Source organism: Pseudomonas sp. SO81, assembly GCF_030374125.1.
Lineage (GTDB): Bacteria > Pseudomonadota > Gammaproteobacteria > Pseudomonadales > Pseudomonadaceae > Aquipseudomonas.
Map to the genome: position 1 here is coordinate 2183923 of NZ_CP126126.1, position 19825 is coordinate 2203747.

Here is a 19825-nt window from a genome sequence, read left to right on the forward strand (position 1 = left end):
CGAAACGCAGCCTGAAGGGCGGTTGCTGGCAGAGATACGCGTCTTTTCAGGGCTTTGGTTTGCTTTTTGCATTTTCCAGCCCAACGCCGGGACTCAGACCTGCCATGATCAACGACGCGCTGCACCGCCTACTGCTGGACAACCTGACCACCGCCACCATCCTGCTCAATGCCGAGCTGCGCCTGGAGTACATGAACCCGGCCGCCGAGATGTTGCTGGCGGTCAGTGGCCAGCGCAGCCACGGGCAGTTCATCAGCGAACTGTTCACCGAGTCGCCGGAAGCGCTCAGCTCGCTGCGCCTGGCGGTCGAGCACGCGCATCCCTTCACCAAGCGCGAGGCGATGCTCACCTCGTTGGCTGGCCAGACCATCACCGTCGACTATGCGGTGACGCCGATCCTCAACCGCAGCCAGACCCTGCTGCTGCTGGAAGTGCATCCGCGCGACCGTCTGCTGCGCATCACCAAGGAAGAGGCGCAGCTGTCCAAGCAGGAGACCACCAAGCTGCTGGTGCGCGGCCTGGCCCACGAGATCAAGAACCCCCTCGGCGGCATCCGCGGCGCGGCCCAGTTGCTGTCCCGCGAGCTGCCGGAAGAGAGCCTCAAGGATTACACCAACGTGATCATCGAGGAGGCCGACCGCCTGAGAAATCTCGTGGACCGCATGCTCGGCTCGAACAAGCTGCCGTCGCTGGCGATGACCAACATCCATGAAGTGCTGGAGCGCGTCGGCAGTCTGATCGAGGCGGAGTCCCAGGGCAGCATCACCCTGGTGCGCGACTACGACCCGAGCATCCCCGACCTGCTGATCGACCGCGAGCAGTTGATCCAGGCCGTGCTCAACATCGTGCGCAACGCCCTGCAGGCCCTGTCCAGCCAGAGCGACCTGCGCCTGGGCCGCATCAGCCTGCGCACCCGCACCCTGCGCCAGTTCACCATCGGCCACACCCGCCATCGTCTGGTGGTGAAGATGGAGATCATCGACAACGGCCCGGGCATCCCGCCAGAGCTGCAGGAAACCATCTTCTACCCCATGGTCAGCGGCCGCCCCGACGGCACCGGCCTGGGCCTGGCCATCACCCAGAACATCATCAGTCAGCACCAGGGCCTGATCGAATGCGAGAGCCATCCTGGCCATACCGTGTTCTCGATCTTCCTGCCCCTGGACCAAGGAGCCACACCGTCATGAGCCGCAGTGAAACCGTCTGGATCGTCGACGACGACCGCTCCATCCGCTGGGTCCTGGAGAAGGCCCTGCAGCAGGAAGGCATGACCACCCAGAGTTTCGACAGCGCCGATGGCGTGCTGACCCGCCTGTCCCGCCAGCAGCCGGACGTGATCATCTCCGACATCCGCATGCCCGGCGCCAGCGGCCTCGACCTGCTGGCCCGCATCCGCGACATGCACCCGCGCCTGCCGGTGATCATCATGACCGCCCACTCCGACCTGGACAGCGCGGTGGCCTCCTACCAGGGCGGTGCCTTCGAGTACCTGCCCAAGCCATTCGACGTCGACGAGGCCGTGTCGCTGGTCAAGCGCGCCAACCAGCACGCCCAGGAGCAGCAGGGCCTGGAGGCGCCGGCCGCACTGGGTCGCACGCCGGAAATCATCGGCGAGGCGCCGGCGATGCAGGAGGTGTTCCGCGCCATCGGCCGCCTCTCCCACTCCAATATCACCGTGCTGATCAACGGCGAATCCGGTACCGGCAAGGAACTGGTCGCCCACGCCCTGCACCGCCACAGCCCGCGCGCGGCCGAGCCGTTCATCGCGCTGAACATGGCGGCCATCCCCAAGGACCTGATGGAGTCCGAGCTGTTCGGCCATGAGAAAGGCGCCTTCACCGGCGCGGCCAACCAGCGCCGCGGGCGCTTCGAGCAGGCCGACGGCGGCACCCTGTTCCTCGACGAGATCGGCGATATGCCCGCCGACACCCAGACCCGCCTGCTGCGTGTGCTGGCCGACGGCGAGTTCTACCGGGTCGGCGGCCACACCCCGGTCAAGGTGGACGTACGCATCATCGCCGCCACCCACCAGAATCTCGAATCCCTGGTGCAGGCCGGCAAGTTCCGTGAGGACCTGTTCCACCGCCTCAACGTGATCCGCATCCATATCCCGCGCCTGGCCGATCGCCGCGAGGACATCCCCACCCTGGCCCGCCACTTCCTCGGCCGCGCCGCCCAGGAGCTGGCCGTCGAGCCCAAGCTGCTGAAGAGCGAGACTGAGGACTACCTCAAGCATCTGCCCTGGCCGGGCAACGTGCGCCAGCTGGAGAACACCTGCCGCTGGATCACCGTGATGGCCTCCGGCCGCGAGGTGCATATCGACGACCTGCCGCCGGAGCTGCTGACCCAGCCCCAGGAAAGCGCGCCGGCCGCCAACTGGGAACAGGCCCTGCGCCAGTGGGCCGACCAGGCCCTCGCTCGCGGCCAATCCAGCCTGCTGGACAGCGCCGTGCCAGCCTTCGAGCGGATCATGATCGAGACCGCGCTCAAGCACACCGCCGGCCGCCGCCGCGACGCCGCGGTGCTGCTCGGCTGGGGCCGCAATACCCTGACCCGCAAGATCAAGGAGCTGGGCATGAAGGTCGACGGCGCCGACGATGACGACGGCGAAGACTGATCACAGCCAGCGCTGAACCAGACGGGCCCCACGGGGCCCGTTTTCGTTGCCGCACCGCGCGGGCTATCCTCTGAACGAAAGGTCAATAAAATGGTGCCTCGCCAGCACCTGATGCCGTCTTCTCGGCACACCAACCCATTTCCCGGCGGGTAGCCGTTCGCCCATGCCCTCATCGTTCAAGCACACCCTGCGCCAGCTCTGGGCGCGCGAGAAATTCACCTACGGTGTGCGGGTATTCATCGCCCTGGCCGGCGCCATGGCCCTGTGCTGGTACCTGGAGCGGATCGCCCTGGTCATCCCGCTGTTCCTCGGCTGCATCGCCAGCGCCCTGGCCGAGAACGACGACCACTGGCGCGGGCGCGCCCAGGGACTGCTGGTCACCCTGCTGTGCTTCGGTGCCACCGCCACTGCGGTGCAGCTGCTGTTCCCGATGCCCTGGCTGTTCGGCGCCGGCCTGGCCCTGGCGGCCTTCGCCATGACCCTGCTCGGCGGCATCGGCGAACGCTACGCGGCGGTGGCCCAGGCCACTCTGATCCTGGCGATCTACACCGCCATCGGCCTGGAGCACCGCGGCGGCCAGGCCGGCGGCTTCTGGCAGGAGCCGCTGCTGCTGATCGGCGGCGCGGCCTGGTACGGCCTGCTCGGCATTCTCTGGAGCGCGCTGTTCAGCCAGCAACCGGTGCAGCAGGCACTGGCGAGGGTGTTCGAGGAGCTGGGCGCCTACCTGCGCCTGAAGGCCTCACTGTTCGAGCCGATCAAGCAGTTGGACGTCGAGGCGCGGCGCCTGGAGCTGGCGCGGCAGAACGGTCGGGTGGTGACGGCGCTGAACCTGGCCAAGGAGATCATCCTCAACCGCATGAGCCGCAAGCGCAGCGGGCAGAAGACCAACCGCTACCTCAAGCTGTACTTCATCGCCCAGGACATCCACGAGCGCGCCAGCTCCTCGCACTACCCGTACAACGCCCTGGCCGAGGCCTTCTTCCACAGCGACGTGATGTTCCGCTGCGGCCGCCTGCTCAGCCAGCAGGGCAAGGCCTGCCAGGCGCTGGGCCGCGCCATCCGCCTGCGCCAGCCGTTCGACTACAACGACAACAGCCAGGCCATGGCCGACCTCGACGCCTCCATGACCTACCTGCGCGAGCAGCACAACCCGGCCTGGCGCCACCTGCTGCGCTCCCTCGGCGCCCTGGCCGACAACCTCGCCAGCCTGGAGCGCAAGCTGTCCAGCGCCAGCAACCCGGACGCCCTGGCCGACGAGCAGGACAGCAGCCTGCTGGATCGCTCGCCGCAGACCCTCAGGGAGGCCTTCGAGCGCCTGCGCCAGCACTTCACCCCGACCAGCCTGGTGTTCCGCCACGCCCTGCGCCTGTCCGCCGCGCTGCTCGCCGGCTATGGCCTGCTGCACTGGATCCATCCGCAGCAGGGCTACTGGATCCTGCTGACCACCCTGTTCGTCTGCCGCCCCAGCTACGGTGCCACCCGCCTGCGCCTGGTGCAGCGGGTCAGCGGCACGCTGATCGGCCTGGTACTGGGCTGGGCGCTGATCCGCCTGTTCCCCGATCCGTTGCTGCAATCGCTGATCGCCGTGGCCGCCGGGGTGATCTTCTTCACCAACCGGGTCGACCGCTACACCCTGGCCACCACCGCCATGACCCTGGTGGTGGTGCTGTGCTTCAACCAGATCAGCGATGCCTACACCCTGCTCTGGCCGCGCCTGGTGGATACCGTGCTGGGCACGGTGATCGCCGGCCTGGCGGTGTTCTTCATCCTGCCGGACTGGCAGGGACGCAAGCTCAACCAGGTGCTGGCCAGCACCCTGAGCAGCAACAGCCGCTACCTGCTGCAGATCATGCAGCAGTACGAGTCCGGTGCCCGCGACGACTTGAGCTACCGCCTGGCCCGGCGCAACGCGCACAACGCCGACGCGGCGCTGTCCACCACCCTGTCCAACATGCTGCTGGAGCCCGGCCACTTCCGCAAAGACGCCGAAACCGGCTTCCGCTTCCTGGTGCTGTCGCACACCCTGCTCAGCTACCTCTCTGCCCTCGGCGCACACCGCGCGACCCTGGCCGACGACGCCAGCGACGCCCTGCACGACCGCGCAGTGGCGCATATCAGCCAGAGCCTCGACGCCATCGCCACGGGCCTGCAGACGGGCACTCCGGTGGCGGTGTACGACGAAGCCGACCAGGCCCTGGCCGAGGAGCTGGAACAACTGCCGGAGGAGATGGACGAAGGCCACCGCCTGGTGCAGGTGCAGCTCGGCCTGATCTGCCGCCAGCTGGCGCCGCTGCGCACCCTGGTCGCGCACCTGCAGAAGGGCCCGGCCGAAATGGCCCAGGCCAAGGCCGCCTGAGGAGGCACTTCCCTCTGCGTCGCCGCGCCGCAGCCGCCGACCATTGCACTGCCGGCCCCATTCCGGGGCCGTTCAGTGACGAGGTGACGCCATGAAACGCTGCCCCCAATGCGGCTCCCAGCTGGCCAAGAGCGCGCCGGCCGAATCGGCCGAGTACTGCAGCAACTGCAAGGACCTGAGCAAGAACACCAACCGCAAGCGCGGCGAAGACCGTAACCAGAGCTTCGGTGGCGAGACTCACAGCAAGCAACCCAAGGGCAACAACCACAACAGCGGGCGCTGAGCCTACCCCGCAGGCGCCACGGCGCCTGCGGGGCGATGACCGTCCGCGGATTCGCCGCGCCTTTCCGCTAGAATGCGCGGCTTCGCGACTCATCGAGGTTCAGCCGTGTCCTTCTTCTCGGTCATCATCATCGGCGCCGGTGCTGCCGGCCTGATGTGCGCGGCGCAAGCCGCCGCACGCGGGCGCCAGGTCCTGCTGCTGGACCACGCCAACAAGCCGGGCAAGAAGATCCTCATGTCCGGCGGCGGCCGCTGCAACTTCACCAACATGTACTGCGAGCCGGCCAACTTCCTCTCGCACAACCCACATTTCTGCAAGTCGGCCCTGGCCCGCTATACCCAGTGGGACTTCGTCGAACTGGTGGTCAAGCACGACGTGCCCTACCACGAGAAGAAGCTCGGCCAGCTGTTCTGCGACCGCAAGGCCAGCGACATCCTCAGCATGCTGCTGACCGAATGCGACGAGCACGGCGTCGACCTGCGCCTGGATACTTCGGTCGAGACTATCGCCAAGTCTGATACCGGCTACACCCTGCACACCAGCGCCGGTAAGTTCACTTGCGAGTCGCTGGTGATCGCCACCGGCGGCCTGTCCATCCCCACCCTCGGCGCCACCGGCTTCGGCTATCAGGTGGCCAAGCAGTTCGGCCATACGCTGCTGCCGACCCGCGCCGGCCTGGTGCCCTTCACCATCACCGAGCCGCAGCTCAAGGCCCTGTGCACCGAGCTGTCCGGCACCTCGGTGGAGGACTGCGTGGTCAGCTGCAACGGGCAGAGCTTCAAGGAAAATATCCTGTTCACCCACCGCGGCCTGAGTGGCCCGGCGATCCTGCAGATCTCCTCCTACTGGCAGCCGGGCGACGCCATCAGCATCAACCTGCTACCGCACATCGACCTGCCCGAGTGGCTGGCGGCGCAGCAGCGCGAGCGGCCGAACAGCGAGCTGAAGACCCTGCTCGCCGAGCTGTTCACCAAGAAGATGGCCGGCCTGCTGGCCGAGCAGTGGTTCGTCAGCAAGCCACTCAAGCAGTACACCCCGGCAGAGCTGGATGCGGTGGCGGCCAAGCTGGCCGAGTGGACCCTGGTGCCGGCCGGCACCGAGGGCTACCGCACCGCCGAGGTGACCCTGGGCGGCATCGATACCCGCGAGGTGTCGTCGAAGACCATGGAGTCGCAGAAGTCGCCGGGCCTGTACTTCATCGGCGAAGTGCTGGACGTCACCGGCCACCTGGGCGGCTTCAACTTCCAGTGGGCCTGGGCCTCAGCCCATGCCGCTGCGCAGTTCGTCTAAAGCTCGCCTATAGACCCAGATCAGCACCGCTCAGGCTCCCTCTCCCCGCGGGAGAGGGCTGGGGTGAGGGCGAGTCCATAGGCCCTCGCTCACCGCCCGACTGCCGATGAGCTCGCCACTTGCGAATCCTCAACGCCTACGGCCTGGGCAACAGCTCGACAAAGTATGTAGCCCGGATGCAATCCGGGGGCGGTGCCGCCTGTATTTCCCGGATTGCATCCGGGCTACGCAGTTGCATGTCTGCCTAGACCGCCGGCAACAGCTCGATAAAACGCCGCATCAGCTCGTGCATGTCGCCCGGCCAGCGCCCGGACACATAGTTGCCGTCATGCACCACCCAGGCCGGGCGGCTGTCGCTCGGCGTGTCGCGGTGCAGGCCGCTGGTCTTGCGCCAGAAATCGGGGGCATCCTTGGCCACGTCGAGGAAGTCATCCGGGCTGGCCAGCACCCTCCCCACCTCGCCCTGTACGCTCATGTACCCGGCCGGCTCGCCCGCCGCCTCGGAGTAGGTTCGGTAGTAGTCGCCCTCCCACCAGCGACCGTAGAAGCGGGTCAGGCCCCAGGCGGTCTTCTCCATCTTCCAGGTCAGCCCGGTTGTCTTGCGCCCGTGCAGCACCGAGCGACCATCCGCGCCCTTGCTGCGCGCCGCCAGCAGCACGCCGTGGCAGACTGCGGCCACCGGCTTATCGGCGGCGAAGAAAGCCGCGACGAAGGCCTGCAGCGTCTCGCTCTCCAGGTACTCGCGCATGCCCCGGGCCCAGTGCCCGCCGGGCAGCATCAGGCCGGCGAAGTCCTCGACGCGCAGGCGCTCATGACGCAGTGGCTGCAGGTAGTCGGGATCACGCAGCATCTCCGCGCAGGCCGCGCGCGCCGCGCCATTGGCCCGCAGCAGCAGGCCGAGCAGCTTGAGCCGGCGCAGGCCGGGGACCAGTCCCCAGGCGTCCAGACCCTCGCCGCTGATCATCTGCGGATCGGGCTCCGCCGGCTGGCCATCCGGGGTTGCGAAGCACACCCGGTAGCCGGCCTGGCGCAGTTGGCGCCAGGCCAGGGCCGTCTCGCTGGGGTCGTAGTCGCGGCGCGGCAGGGGAATCAGGACGCAAGGCGCGGGCATGGCGGGCTCTCATGGATGGGCAATGGGCTGAGACCTTAGCAGGTCATGCATCGCGGCTGCATGCGGCGGACGCCAGGCCCGCGGGCCGCGGCTGCCAATGCCACCGGCTCAGCGCAGGGTCTCGGCAATCGCGTGAATGTCCGCCCGGTGATTGAGCACCAGCTCCAGCTCGCCGTTGTCGCCGATGAAGTTCAGCGGCGGCTGCAGCTTGTGGTAGGCGGTCAGCTCCACCAGCAGCGGCAGCTCGGCGTCGACATTGCGCTCCTTGATGGCATGGAACAGCGCCAGGTTGACCAGATCGATCAGCTCCAGCTCGCGACTGGTCAAGGCGCCCCAGTTGCCGGCCGCGCGGATCACCTCGATGTATTCGTCGTCCACCGCCCACTTCTTCAACACGATCACGCCCAGCGACTTGCTGTATTCACGGCACAGCTTGTAATACAGCTCGCCGGAGGGAATCTCCGCCTCGTCCTTGAACGCCGAGAGCACCGCCAGGGTGCCGACCTCGCTGAGCAGGCTCGCCAGCAGGGCATGCTCCGGCGCCACATGGCCGATCAACCGCGCCAGCATGGCGCAGGTGCTGGCCTTGAGCGTCAGCCGCCCCCACACCTCCATGAACAGGCGCTTGTGCGCCGGGCTGTGCAGGGTGAACAGGCTCTTGATGCTGTGGACCATGGTGATGCGATCCACCTCGCCCATGCCGAGCAGGGCGATCACATCCTGCAGGGTGCGCGGCGCCATCGGGTGGCGGTACAGGGCGCAGGAGGCATGCTTCATCAGCAGCGCCGCCAGTGCCGGGTCGCGACTGACCAACCGGGCCAGCGCACCGGTGCTGATCTGCCCGTCGCTCAGTGCCCGGCGGATATCCAGGGTCAGTGCCGGCAAGCTGGGTAGTTGCTCCTGGCCCTGCATCAACTGCGACACCACCCGCCGGTAGATCGAATAGTCCGAAGCCTCGACGCCCAATGCACACCTCCCTAGGTCCCCCAGAAGCAGTGTAGGTGCTGCCGGCGGCTCGGACGCCTATCATGGAAACCAATCCCACCATCCGTGCCCACCATGAACTGGCTGGAAGAATCCAAGTCGCTGTTCGCCACGCCCAGGCCCGACCACTTCACCAACTACCAGCACTGCGAGGAGTGCTTCGAGCAAGACCAGACGCTGCTCAATTCGACCATCGACGACATCGGCATGGAGGAGCTCGGCAATCCCGGCTGGGACCCCATGTGCTTCGTCGAGCCAGAGGGCCTCATCTACTACTTCCCCGCGCTGGTGCGCCTATGCCTGGAAAGTAGCGAGGAGTGGTCCTATATCGGCCAGTTCCTCTTCCATATCAGCTACGACGGCCCGCAGAACCGCCATGTGCTGACCTTCAGCGAGGCGCAGCGGGATTTCGTGGTGCGCTTCCTTGATTACCTGCTGGAGACCCGCGCCGAACTGATCAGCCTGTACGGCGAGGATGACCAGCTGTTCGCCGCGATCCGCATCTGGAGTGGCCAGGCCTGACTGCCGCCCCGATTTTCTCGCTATCTGTACCGCGCGGTGCGGAGCGCGGCATGCCAGCATGAGGCCTAGCCCTTAGCCGGAGCACCGCCATGCTCACCACCACCCTCGCCGCTCTGGCCGCCTTTCCCGATCAGCTGGAGGCCCATTTCGCTGCCTTTGCACACGAACATCGGCATTGGACGCCGGCGTCCTGGGAAGGGGTGCCGAGTGAGCCCTTCAGCGCCATCGAACAGCTCTGCCATGTGCGCGATATCGAGGTGGAGGGCTACCAGCTGCGCCTGCGCCGCACGCTGGAGGAAGACAACCCGCTGCTGATCTCGCTGGACGGCGAGGCCATGGCCCGCGAGCGCCGTTATGCCGAGGCGGATGCCGACTCGGTGCTGGCCGACTTTCGCCGTGCCCGCCGCGAGACCCTGGCGCTGATCGAATCGATCAGCGCCGAGCAGTTCCTGCGACCGGCGCGCTTCGAGGGTTATGGCGAGCTGACCCTGCGCAGCCTGGTGCACTATCTGTGCAGCCACGACCAGCAGCACCTGGCCGGCCTGCAGTGGCTACTCGGCAAGATCGAGGCCGGCGACCGGACATGACAGAATCGCCTCTCGCCGACACGGAAATACCACGTCCCATGACCTTTACCTGGCACACCAAGCACCACTCCGAACTGGCTCCGCACGAGCTATACGCCCTGCTCGAACTGCGCTCCCGCGTATTCGTGGTCGAGCAGAACTGCCCCTACCAGGACGTCGATGGCCAGGACCTGCTCGCCGACACCCACCATCTGCTGGCCTGGCAGGACGAGCGGCTGGTGGCCTACCTGCGCCTGCTCGATCCGTCGACCCAGGATGGCGACGTGGTGATCGGCCGAGTGGTGATAGCCCCGGAGGCGCGCGGCAGCGGTCTCGGTCACCAGTTGATGGAGCGCGCCGTCGCGGCCTGCCTCGAGCGCTGGCCGGGGCTGCCGATCTACCTCTCAGCCCAGGCCCACCTGCAGGGCTATTACGGTCGCTACGGCTTCATCGCGGTGACCGAGCCCTACCTGGAAGACGACATCCCGCATATCGGCATGCGTCGCCAGCCCCAGTAGATTCAATTCCGCCGCCCATGACCGGCGGCGCTTTCGAGGTTCGTGTCGATGTGGATGGGTACGCTGTTCGCCCTGATCGCCGGGATGATGTGGGGCCTGGTGTTCGTCGGCCCGCTGCTGCTGCCGGAATATTCGGCCGCCCTGCTCTCGGCCGGGCGCTACCTGGCCTTCGGCCTGATCGCCCTGCCGCTGGCCTGGTTCGACCGCCATCGCCTGCGCCAGCTGGCGCACGGCGACTGGCTGGAGGCGCTCAAGCTGTCGGCGGTGGGCAACCTGCTCTACTACCTGTGCCTGGCCAGCGCCATCCAGCGCGCCGGCGGGCCGCTGCCAACCATGATCATCGGCACCCTGCCGGTGGTCATCGCCATCGCCGCCAACCTGCGTAATGCCAAGCGCGACGGGCGCCTGCCCTGGGCCAAGCTGCTGCCCTCGCTGGCGCTGATCGCGGCCGGCATCGCCTGCGTCAACCAGGCCGAATTGCATGCCCTGCAGACCGCCGGCAAGACGGACTGGGTCCGCTACGCCAGCGGCGCACTATTGGCGGTGATCGCCGTGGCCTGCTGGACCTGGTATCCGCTGCGCAACGCCGACTGGCTGCGCGATCACCCCGGGCGCAGCCCGCGCACCTGGGCCACCGCCCAGGGCCTGGTGACCCTGCCCATGGCCTTGCTCGGCTACGCCCTGCTGTGGCTGGGCATGACGCTTGGCGGCAGCCGGTTCGCCATGCCGCTGGGCCCACGCCCGGAGTTCTTCATCGTCCTGATGGTCACCATCGCCCTGCTCTCGTCCTGGGTCGGCACCCTGTGCTGGAACGAAGCCAGCCAGCGCCTGCCCACCTCGCTGGCCGGCCAGCTGATCGTGTTCGAGACCCTGGCGGCGCTGAGCTACGCCTTCATCCTGCGCGGCGAGTGGCCGGCGCCGCTGACCCTGGCCGGCATCGTCCTGCTGATCGTCGGCGTGCTCTGGGCGGTACGGGTCAAGCCGCAGCACGACTGAGCTCCGCCAAATCTCCACACTGCCTCCGCACCCGCCCCACGCGGCGACTGCAGACTGCTCCCGATTGAACGAGGGAGATGAGTCATGCTGATTTTTTTGCTGGGGTTCCTGTTGCTGGCGCTGTTCTGCCTGACGGTGCTGGTTCGTGCGCTGTTGCTGTTTCCCCTGCGCGGCCTGCGCCAGGGCTGGGAGCCGGCCCTGCGTCGCTACGGCCTGAGCCTGCTGCTGTGCGGCGCTTTCGTGGTCTGGGAGCTGGGCGCGCTGTACGGTTTCAGCTGGCAGCACCTGGGCCGGGCGGATCGCCAGCAGATGGTCGACGCCGCCGTGGCCTTCGCCTACCCCGAAACCTACCGCGACCTGACCGAGCTGCGCCGCGACTACGCGCACTTCCGCCCCGAGGTGAGCTACTGGGACGACTGGGAATACGAGGGCAGTACCGATGTGCTCGACAAGCTGCTCGGCGATACCCACTACCAGATCCGCCTGCCCGACCTGGTGGTGGTCGCCGATGTGCACGGCCAACCGCTGCGCCAGTTCGCGCTGAGCATGGAGCAGCAGCCGGTGGCGCCGGACCGCCCGGTGTTGGGCCTGATCGGCGAGATTCAGGACCTGCGCGAGGCCGCGCCAGTGTTCGAGGACCTGCGCCTGCGCTGGAGCACTCCACAGCTCGGCGAGGCAGAAATTCATGGCCAGTGCTTCAGCGCCTACAACACGCAGCCCCGCCACCAGCGCCTAGAACTGACCAGCAGCGGCGCCGCGCCACTCGAGCTGGGCCAGCCGCTGGGCTACTACCAGGTTCTGGTGCAGCTGAGCCAGCGGGACGGCCAGCCCTACAACTACGCGATCCGCCAACGCATCACCCGCGCCGAGTTCCTGCGCCAGCGCCAGGCCTGCCGCGACCAGGCCGACGAGGCGGTCAGCGCGGCGGCGCTGGACTGAGCAGCTCGGCGGGAATCTCCTGGCCCGGCAGCCAGCGCCGGTAGATCAGGGCGAAGCTGCCGTCGCGCTTGGTCGAATCCAGCGCCTGCTGCCACTCATGCACCACCGCGTCCGCCGTGGCCGGCGAGAAGGCGATATAGGCCTCGCTGCGCAGGAAGCCATAGAGCGGCTCGACGTTCTCCGGGCGCAGGCCGCCGAGGGCCAGCAGGCTCTCCAGGGTCACGTTGTCGGCCACCACCACCGGCACCCGACCATGGCGCAGCATGCTCATCATCTGCTGCGGGCCGATCACCCCGTACAGGTTGGGCAGGCCGCGGGACTGCAGCTCCTGGTAGCTGTACCACTGGCGCGGCACGGCGATGGTGCCGACCCGACCCGCCTCGTCCAGCGAGTCGATGCGGATGCCCGAGCCCTTCAGCGCATAGAAGCCGGTGATCACCACGCAGACCGGGCCCACCCACTTGAACAGCCGCTCGCGCTCGGCCGTGCGCATGGTCACGAACAGCCCGGTATTGGCCTCGTGCTGCGCCGCCTGATAGCCGCGCGCCCAGGGCACCACGCTGATCTTGCCGTGGTGGCCGGTGCGCTCGAACAGCTCGCGCACCAGATCCACCGCCAGCCCCACCGGGCGCCCGTCGCGGGCGAAGTTCAGCGGCGGGTACTCCTCGGTATACAGCTGCAGCTGCTCGGCGTGCGGGCCGGCGGCGAGGTACAGGGCGAGCAGGCATCCCAGCCAACGCCAGCGGGTAATACGCATCGCGATTCACCTTGCGTTGTGTGTTGCAGTGTAGGAGATCGGGCGAGGCTGCTACCCTGCACACCCCACCGCCCGCGATTGCGCACCATGGACAAGCTTCTCCTGCAGCAACAGGTCTGCCAGCGCCTCGAGGCCGACCTGGCCATGCTGCTCGCCGCCGCCGACCTCGCCCGCCAGGCCGCTACCCACGAGGAGAGCAAGGCGGAGAACAAGTACGACACCCGCGGTCTGGAGGCCTCGTACCTGGCCGCCGGGCAGTCGCGCCGTGCCGAGGACATCCGCCGCGCGCTGGCCGTCTGGCGCGCCCTGCAGATGCGCGCCTACGACGATGCCAGCGGCATCCAGCTCGGCGCGCTGATCTGCCTGGCCGATGCCGCCGAACGCCAGCAGTGGCTACTGCTGGGCCCGGATGGCGCCGGGCTCAAGCTGGAGCACCTGGGCCTGGAGATCATGCTAATCACCGCCCAGGCGCCACTCGGCCAGCAGCTGCTCGGCCGCGGCCCCGACGACGAGGTGCAGGCCGGGGCGGCGGCCTGGCGAATCGTTACCGTGGAGTGAATGCCATCAGGGCACGCTGACCCCGAGCGGCTCCGCCAGCCGCGCCAGCTGAACGGACTCGACCAAGCGCGCGAAGGCGTGATCGAAGCGCCGGCGCAATTCCGCATGAGCGCTGCCCTTGGGGAAGGCGAAGTAGCCGCGTTGCACATCGATCAACGGCCCCACCTCGCCGACCCGCTCCTGCAGCCTCAGTTCGCGCAGATGGGGCTGGGTGTTGCGCTGGTTGCTGGCCAGCAGGTCGATGCGCCCGGCCTCCAGCATGAGCAGGCCGTTGTGCACCGACTCCACCGTGATCGGCCGCAGGCTGGCGCGCACCGCCTCGAACTGGCTGCCGTAGATCCACCCCCGCACCACGGCGACCCGTTTGCCGCGCAGGCTGGCGTAATCGCCGTTCCAGCTTGCCGCCTGACTGCGCCGGGCATAGAAGACGATGCGGTCCTGATAGAAGGGTTCGGCAGCGAAGGCGAAGCGCGCCTCGCGCTCGGCCGTGCGGTAGGGCCCGACCAGGATGTCCGCCTGGCCCAGTTCGACCATGCGCTGGGCACGAACCCAGGGATACAGCTCGAAGCGCAGCTCGCCACCCAGTTCGGCAGCCAGCCGGCGCAGAACCGCCGGTGCCAGGCCGGTGAAGTCACCGGCGGCATTGCGCTCGTAGACCTGGGGAAAGCTGGTGCCCACCACCAGCCACTCGCGCGCCTGTGCCAGCGAGCCGAACAGGCTGGCGCAGAGGCCGAGCAGACACGCGCACAACGCTGTCCGGCGCATGGACGACTACGGCACTCAGGCCGCCTCGGTGGAGGAGTCACCCAGCAGGTAGGCGTCGAAGCCCAGCTGGTTGAGCAGGTGCACGGCCAGCTCGCTGCGGATGCCGCCCTCGGGCGTGACCACATAGCAGGTGGCACGGTCCAGGCTGTCGGCATGGGTGCGCAGGTTGGCCACCGGCAGGTTGAAGCTCTCCGGCAGATGCGCCAGGCGGTACTCGGCAGCCAGGCGCACATCGAGCAGCAGATACTTGCGGCTGCCCTGGTGAGTGATGCGCTGCAGATCCTGGCTGTTGATACGCGGGATCAGGCTCGGCCGCACCAGTTCGACGAACAGGTCGCGGTGCAGGCGCGCCAGCTCGCCGTCCTCCAGCATGATCACGCTGGCCGAACGCACGGCGCCACTGACCAGAGCTTCCTCGCCGAAGAAGTCGCCACTCTCCAGCACCTGGGTCGGCTGCTCACGGTAGGCCTGCGGCAGGCTGATGCGCGCCCGCCCGTGCTTGATCACGTAGAAGTGCTCGCCAGGCTCGCCATAAGTGACCACGCTGTCACCGGCCCGCGCCTGCAGGTACTCGAAGCGTGCCAGCAGGGCGTGCAGGTGCGAAGGTGGCAGGCGACCGAACAGCGGCGTGCTGAGCAGGCGCGCCAGCCAGTCGTCCTCGTCGTGCTCCTCGACCATGCCGTCGCCGCCGAGGCTGTTGACCTGGTAGGCGGCGTCCTGGCTCCAGCCGAGCAGGCGCTCCAGCAGCTGGTGCTCGACGGCGAACAGGCGCACGTCGGTGATCGCCTTGATGCTGTTCGGATTGACCTGACCCGGATTGAGCGGCAGATGCGCCTGTGGCGAACCGCCCTCAATGGTCTGCCGACCGGGGCCGGCATCCACCGCGACCTTGCCTTCCAGCAAGTAGTATTGGGCAAGGGCGCGCTCGCCCTTCTGCAGCAATTGGGTACCGGCCGGGCGCTGCAGGTACTTGAGGCTGGCGTGCAGCTGCTGGCGGTAGGCCGGGGTGAGGAAGTCCATGGGACTGAAGCTGCTCAGCTGTTCGGGCGTGAGCGGGGCACTACTCATGGCGGGCTCTCCTGCAAGTGATACAACCACTATGGCACCGGCTGCCAGTGGCTCCCAGTCCTTTGGTCGCGCCGAAAAAAGCACTTCTCAATCAGAGGGTTGTGCACAGAGGCCGGGGATGACTCTGTGGATAAGCCGGTGATGACTGCGCCCGGGCCACGGCTGGCGTGGGCTGGCCGGCAGTGCCTATTTCTTGCCCAGGCGCCAGTGAAAGTAAAGGCCTGCAAGCCAGGACAGCAGATTGCTGCCGGCTACGAACACAATGAAGCCCCACTCGACGCCTTCCTTGGTACTTGCCCGCTCGAAGCCAAACGTCGTCAGCAATAGCGAGCCCAGCAGGTGCAGAGAAATCCAGGCATAGAACAGACGCCGCCAGCGAGCCGCCACCAGTAAATAGCTGATCAAGGGCGCGAGGATGATCAGCATCGCTACCAGCGTGACTACCGAAAGATCGAGGCCATGCCGCGCTGCAATGGCAAGTCCCATGGCGATGAACAGCAGACCATAGATAAGGCTGCACCACTTGTACCACCCGTATCCCCGCGGTCTCCCAGGCATTGCCGAGGCCTCGCTGTGCAGGCTACTGCCCGGCGTGGCATAGGGATTAATTTCGTCCATGAGTATTTCCTTCCAGTCAGTCCGCCAGCTCGCGCCAGGTCAGGTACAGGCGCAGATCGAACTCCAGCTGGTGATAGTCGGGCAGCATGTACTGACACAGCTTGTAGAAGGCCTTGTTGTGCTCGGCCTCCTTCAGGTGCGCCAGCTCGTGCACCAGGATCATGTTGAGGAACTCCGGCGCCGCCTCGCGGAACAGCGCAGCCACGCGGATTTCCTTCTTCGCCTTGAGCTTGCCGCCCTGCACTCGCGAGATGGCCGTGTGCAGGCCGAGGGCGCGGTGAGTCAGGTCGAGGCGGTTGTCGTACAGCACCTTGTCGATGCTCGGCGCGTTGCGCAGGTATTCCTGCTTCAGCTCCAGGGTGTAGCCGTACAGCGCCTTGTCGCTCTGCACCTGATGGCGATTGGGATAACGCTTGGCCAGGTAGTCGCCCAGGCGATCCTCGGCGACCATCTGCATTACCTGTTGCTGCAGGTGCGGCGGGTAGCCCTGGAGATACTTGAAGGATGTGGTCATAGCCTGGTGCTTGGTACGGGGTCGCCAGTGTAACCGCCGACGGGCGCCTTCCGGCAGCCGTCGGCGGCGAACGGTCAGCGCACCTTGAAGCGGTTGACCAGCTCGACCAGGCGACGGTTGGAGGCCAGCAGCGCGTCGGTGCTGCGGTCCGCCTGCTGCCCGCCGGCGACCAGGTCGTCGACCATGTGGCGGATGGCGACCATGTTCTGGTTGATCTCCTCGGTCACCGCGCTCTGCTCCTCGGCGGCGGTGGCGATCTGCGCGCTGAGGTCGTGGATGCGGCTGACGGCCGAGGCCATGTCGTCGAGGCCGACGTTGACCCGCGAGGTGCGGTCCGCCGTGGCCTGGCAGCTGGCTTTGGTCTGCTCCATGGCCTGTACCGCGGAGCTCACGCCCTGCTGCAGCTTGGCCAGCATCTCGTTGATCTCCGAGGTGCTCTGCTGGGTGCGGCCGGCCAGGGCGCGAACCTCGTCGGCCACCACGGCGAAGCCACGGCCCTGCTCGCCGGCACGCGCCGCCTCGATGGCCGCGTTGAGCGCCAGCAGATTGGTCTGCCCGGCGATTTCGCCGATCACTCCGAGCACGTCGTTGATGCGCTGAGCGTCCTGCTGCATGGCCAGCACCCGCGCGGTGGCGCTCTCCACCTCGCCGACCAGGGCCAGCACGCTGGCCGAAGCCTCGGCCACCACCTGCTTGGACTGCTCGGCGTTGTCGTTGGCGTTGCGGGTGAAGGCGGCCGTCTCGGTGGCGCTCTGCGCCACGGTGTCGGCGGTGGAGCTCATCTCGGTGATGGCGGTCACCGCCTGGTCGGTCTCGTTGGCGTGACGGGTCAGCACCTCGTTGGTGTGCCGCGACTGCTGCTGCAGCTGGGCCAACTCCTCGGCGATCAGCGCCGAGGCCTGGGTGACGTCGGCGATCATGTTCTGCAGGTAGGCGATGAAGCGGTTGACCGAGTCGCCCACCGCGTCCATCTCGTCCTCGCCCTTCAGGGCGATGCGCCGGGTCAGATCGGCGTCGCCGGCCGACAGCGAATCGATGTTGCCGCGCAGCACGTGCAGGCGCTGCATGAGCTGGCGGATGGCGAACAGCATGGTGGCCAGCAGCAGGATCACCAGCGGCACCTGGATGTAGGCCAGGGTGCTCAGCACCTCGGAGCTGTTCTCGGTCAGCAGGCGGGTCGGCAGCGCCGCCGCCAGCAGCCAGGGCGTGCCCTCGATCGGTTGCAGGTAGAAGGTCCAGGCCTCGCCGTCGGGGCTGTCGAACTCGTGCTTGTAAAGCGCCTCGCGCCCCATCTTGCCCAGGCCTTCCTGGATCTCGCCGACGAATACCGACTGGCGGGCCAGCTCGGAGACGTTCTTCAGCACGATCTCGCCGCCGATACGCGCCTGGTTGCTGAGGATCTTCCCGTCCGGCTCGACGATCATCACCTCGCCCTGAATCTCCTTCTCCTTCTCCGCCACCAGGTTGTTGAAGAAGCCCAGGGTGACGTCGATGGTCGATACGCCGAACAGGGAGCCGTCCTTCTGGATGGCCATGGCGCAGTTGGTGCGCGGCTGGGCGCTGGCGTCGTCCTTGTAGGCGGCGGCCCAGGCGCACTTGCCGGCTGGCGCCTGCTGGCCGGCACGGTGCCAGGGCTGCTCGTAGTAGGCCGGCGCGGCGTCGGAGTTCCAGTAGGTGTTCACCGTCATCTTGCCGCTGGCATCGCGGTGGAAGAAGGTGCTGTGCTTGTCCTGCTCGGAGCGCTTCTGCGCCAGCGGCCAGATGCCGCCGCCGAAGACCTTGGGATCGCCATACTGGTCGACCAGGCCGGGCACCACGACATCGATGGTGTCACTGTCGAGCAGCGGTATGGTCTGGGTGATGCTGCGCGACTGCGCCTCGACCTTGGCCAGCTCGAAGAGGATGGTGTCGGCGATGGTGCCGACCCGCCCCAGTACAAGCTGCTCCTCGGATGCCTTGAGCTTGGGCGTGACGAAGTGGCGGATACCCTCCTCGGTGAGCAGAAATACCACCGCGATGAAGGCAATGAAAATAAGGGTGTAACGGGCCTGGATTGTTTTTATTGAGCCCATGGTTGCTCCTGCTCGCTGACTGCCGGTGCTCCCGCGCGGCACTGCGTCGCGGGAAAGGCCCGGGATGAGCCTGTTATCAGCATATCCCGGTTATCGGTAGCGCAGCGCAAGGCTTGATTGCCAACCCCCGGAAGCACCTGCGCAGCCGACGAACGTGATGTACGCCCGTACCAGTGCGCAACATGTTGCGCAGCCACCAACAAAGCAGTGAGCGAGCGCATAAAGCCGGGCGCTGATGCTGGCATTGCATAATGACTCACGGCACTGTCCACGCACCCAAACCCTGAAACCGCCCTGTCAGCGAGCTCGAACTGCTATGAAACGCCTCTTGCCTGCCCTGCTCCTGCTGCCGCTATGCGCCGCCGCGACGGAGAAGCTTCCCTCCGGCGAGCCGGTGCCAGCCATGGCGCTGGTGCAGCGCGATGGCGCCTGGCTGTTGCTGCCGACACAGCTGCAGTCCTACGTCGACGAACTCGGCGCGCTGGCGGAAATTCGCAGCTCGGTGGCGGATGCCCAGCTCAATCTGGCCGATACGCGGCTGCGCGCCGGTGCCATTCCCAGCGTCCTGCCGCTCGACACAGAGACCACCTGCTACAACGACCCATACGAACCCAAGGTATTCCAGCAGACCCTGCTGCAGGCGGGCGACTACCGCCTGGACTGCCATGGCGACCAGGAAGGTCGCTACAACCTGCTGCTCAGCAGTGCGGGGCTCACCCAGATACTTCCGGCAAACGAGCCCGCCAACGGCTCCTGGCAGCTGCTCTGGGCCGGCGACCTGGATCGCGACGGCAAACCGGACCTGATCGGCCAGTTCAGCGTCGAGGGTGGCTATTGCATGCAGGTGATGCTCAGCGCCGACGCCGGCCCCGAGCGGCTGCTGGCGCCCGGCGAGCCGGATTGCCTGAGCGACTAGGGCGCCAGCGGAATACTCGCCACTTCGCCACAGGCGCGCACGGCGCTCTCCAGCAGCAGCGAGCAGGGCCGATCGGCCAGGTAGCTGCGATACACCCGCAACAACTGCTCGGCGTCGTAGCGGCAGCTCGAGCTCATGCACTCGGCGGCGAACTCGAAGCGGCTGTCGGCAGGCTCCGCCAGGCGGATGGCAAGTGCCGGCCAATCGCTGGAAGGCGAATCGTCCGGGGTGAACAGCAGGCGCCCCTGGCGCTGCATCAGTGCACCGCCGGCAGCGGCATAGTCGAAGACGAACAGCAGGGTGCGCGAGACCTTGGTGGTGCACTCGGCGCGCTCGATGCAACGCTGCGGATCAGCCTCCGTGCGACCGCTCATC

General features: G+C 67.2%; 21 protein-coding genes and 1 pseudogene. 12 read left to right on the plus strand and 10 right to left on the minus strand.

Translation table 11 applies throughout. The features are described from left to right. The first annotated feature begins 104 nt into the window (after nucleotides 1–104). From glnL to OH686_RS10420, 5 genes are all read left to right on the plus strand, one after another. Entirely contained in the window at nucleotides 105–1187 is a 1083-nt protein-coding gene (glnL, locus tag OH686_RS10400) for a nitrogen regulation protein NR(II) (RefSeq protein WP_289538358.1), read from the plus strand. After that, complete coding sequence (ntrC, locus tag OH686_RS10405; RefSeq protein WP_137973586.1) at nucleotides 1184–2617, plus strand: nitrogen regulation protein NR(I); 1434 nt, start codon at nucleotides 1184–1186, stop codon at nucleotides 2615–2617. The genes glnL and ntrC overlap by 4 nt, the downstream gene beginning before the upstream one ends. A gap of 163 nt (nucleotides 2618–2780) precedes the next feature. Beyond that, complete coding sequence (yccS, locus tag OH686_RS10410; RefSeq protein ID WP_289538361.1) at nucleotides 2781–4973, plus strand: YccS family putative transporter; 2193 nt, start codon at nucleotides 2781–2783, stop codon at nucleotides 4971–4973. A gap of 91 nt (nucleotides 4974–5064) precedes the next feature. Further along, nucleotides 5065–5256 carry a hypothetical protein gene (locus OH686_RS10415; protein WP_289538363.1) on the plus strand — a complete coding sequence of 64 codons (192 nt, stop codon included), beginning with the start codon at nucleotides 5065–5067 and terminating at the stop codon, nucleotides 5254–5256. A gap of 105 nt (nucleotides 5257–5361) precedes the next feature. Further along, nucleotides 5362–6546: a BaiN/RdsA family NAD(P)/FAD-dependent oxidoreductase gene (locus OH686_RS10420; protein WP_289538364.1), complete on the plus strand. Its 1185-nt coding sequence runs from the start codon at nucleotides 5362–5364 to the stop codon at nucleotides 6544–6546. Nucleotides 6547–6790: 244 nt separating this feature from the next. Here OH686_RS10420 and OH686_RS10425 read toward each other — a convergent pair whose 3' ends face one another. Together OH686_RS10425 and OH686_RS10430 are read right to left on the minus strand one after the other, a co-directional pair. Then, nucleotides 6791–7657: a type 1 glutamine amidotransferase domain-containing protein gene (locus OH686_RS10425; protein WP_289538366.1), complete on the minus strand. Its 867-nt coding sequence runs from the start codon at nucleotides 7655–7657 to the stop codon at nucleotides 6791–6793. A 108-nt stretch (nucleotides 7658–7765) separates the two neighbouring features. Beyond that, nucleotides 7766–8623, minus strand: a complete 858-nt coding sequence (locus tag OH686_RS10430; RefSeq protein WP_289538368.1) for an HDOD domain-containing protein — start codon at nucleotides 8621–8623, stop codon at nucleotides 7766–7768. Between the two features lie 93 nt (nucleotides 8624–8716). Here OH686_RS10430 and OH686_RS10435 point away from each other — a divergent pair, with 93 nt between their 5' ends. From OH686_RS10435 to OH686_RS10455, 5 genes are all read left to right on the plus strand, one after another. Further along, nucleotides 8717–9163: a DUF6714 family protein gene (locus OH686_RS10435; RefSeq protein ID WP_289538369.1), complete on the plus strand. Its 447-nt coding sequence runs from the start codon at nucleotides 8717–8719 to the stop codon at nucleotides 9161–9163. 89 nt (nucleotides 9164–9252) lie between these two features. Then, nucleotides 9253–9750, plus strand: coding sequence for a DinB family protein (locus tag OH686_RS10440; RefSeq protein WP_289538371.1), 498 nt, complete (start codon nucleotides 9253–9255; stop codon nucleotides 9748–9750). 38 nt (nucleotides 9751–9788) lie between these two features. Continuing rightward, on the plus strand, nucleotides 9789–10247 hold the full coding sequence (locus OH686_RS10445; protein ID WP_289538373.1) for a GNAT family N-acetyltransferase: 459 nt from the start codon (nucleotides 9789–9791) through the stop codon (nucleotides 10245–10247). A gap of 48 nt (nucleotides 10248–10295) precedes the next feature. After that, nucleotides 10296–11243 carry a DMT family transporter gene (locus OH686_RS10450; RefSeq protein WP_289538375.1) on the plus strand — a complete coding sequence of 316 codons (948 nt, stop codon included), beginning with the start codon at nucleotides 10296–10298 and terminating at the stop codon, nucleotides 11241–11243. Nucleotides 11244–11327: 84 nt separating this feature from the next. After that, nucleotides 11328–12182 (plus strand): hypothetical protein, encoded by an 855-nt coding sequence (locus OH686_RS10455; RefSeq protein ID WP_289538377.1) that lies wholly within the window; start codon nucleotides 11328–11330, stop codon nucleotides 12180–12182. Here OH686_RS10455 and OH686_RS10460 read toward each other — a convergent pair. After that, complete coding sequence (locus OH686_RS10460) at nucleotides 12160–12939, minus strand: substrate-binding periplasmic protein (RefSeq protein ID WP_289538379.1); 780 nt, start codon at nucleotides 12937–12939, stop codon at nucleotides 12160–12162. The genes OH686_RS10455 and OH686_RS10460 overlap by 23 nt on opposite strands. A gap of 87 nt (nucleotides 12940–13026) precedes the next feature. On the opposite strand from OH686_RS10460, the gene OH686_RS10465 reads away from it, so the two are divergent. After that, complete coding sequence (locus OH686_RS10465) at nucleotides 13027–13497, plus strand: transcription elongation factor GreAB (protein WP_289538381.1); 471 nt, start codon at nucleotides 13027–13029, stop codon at nucleotides 13495–13497. Between the two features lie 6 nt (nucleotides 13498–13503). On the opposite strand, the gene OH686_RS10470 is transcribed toward OH686_RS10465, so the two are convergent. The 6 genes and pseudogenes from OH686_RS10470 to OH686_RS23390 form a co-directional block, all read right to left on the minus strand. Beyond that, nucleotides 13504–14262 (minus strand): substrate-binding periplasmic protein, encoded by a 759-nt coding sequence (locus OH686_RS10470; protein ID WP_289538382.1) that lies wholly within the window; start codon nucleotides 14260–14262, stop codon nucleotides 13504–13506. 15 nt (nucleotides 14263–14277) lie between these two features. Then, nucleotides 14278–15330, minus strand: a complete 1053-nt coding sequence (locus tag OH686_RS10475; RefSeq protein ID WP_289538384.1) for a cyclic nucleotide-binding domain-containing protein — start codon at nucleotides 15328–15330, stop codon at nucleotides 14278–14280. A gap of 186 nt (nucleotides 15331–15516) precedes the next feature. Further along, nucleotides 15517–15948, minus strand: a complete 432-nt coding sequence (locus tag OH686_RS10480) for a hypothetical protein (RefSeq protein WP_289538386.1) — start codon at nucleotides 15946–15948, stop codon at nucleotides 15517–15519. 16 nt (nucleotides 15949–15964) lie between these two features. Beyond that, nucleotides 15965–16462 carry a M48 metallopeptidase family protein gene (locus OH686_RS10485; protein WP_289538388.1) on the minus strand — a complete coding sequence of 166 codons (498 nt, stop codon included), beginning with the start codon at nucleotides 16460–16462 and terminating at the stop codon, nucleotides 15965–15967. 74 nt (nucleotides 16463–16536) lie between these two features. After that, nucleotides 16537–17382 (minus strand): methyl-accepting chemotaxis protein, encoded by an 846-nt coding sequence (locus tag OH686_RS23385; protein WP_502942807.1) that lies wholly within the window; start codon nucleotides 17380–17382, stop codon nucleotides 16537–16539. A 15-nt stretch (nucleotides 17383–17397) separates the two neighbouring features. Beyond that, a pseudogene (locus OH686_RS23390) lies at nucleotides 17398–18534 on the minus strand (cache domain-containing protein); the annotation flags it as partial. 316 nt (nucleotides 18535–18850) lie between these two features. Between OH686_RS23390 and OH686_RS10495 the strand changes: the two are divergent. Then, nucleotides 18851–19450: a hypothetical protein gene (locus OH686_RS10495; RefSeq protein WP_289538392.1), complete on the plus strand. Its 600-nt coding sequence runs from the start codon at nucleotides 18851–18853 to the stop codon at nucleotides 19448–19450. On the opposite strand, the gene OH686_RS10500 is transcribed toward OH686_RS10495, so the two are convergent. After that, the gene (locus OH686_RS10500; protein ID WP_289538394.1) at nucleotides 19447–19824 is read right to left on the minus strand and encodes a hypothetical protein; all 378 of its coding nucleotides are present in this window, start codon (nucleotides 19822–19824) and stop codon (nucleotides 19447–19449) included. The two genes, OH686_RS10495 and OH686_RS10500, sit on opposite strands and share 4 nt — an antisense overlap. Nucleotide 19825: the final 1 nt, after the last annotated feature.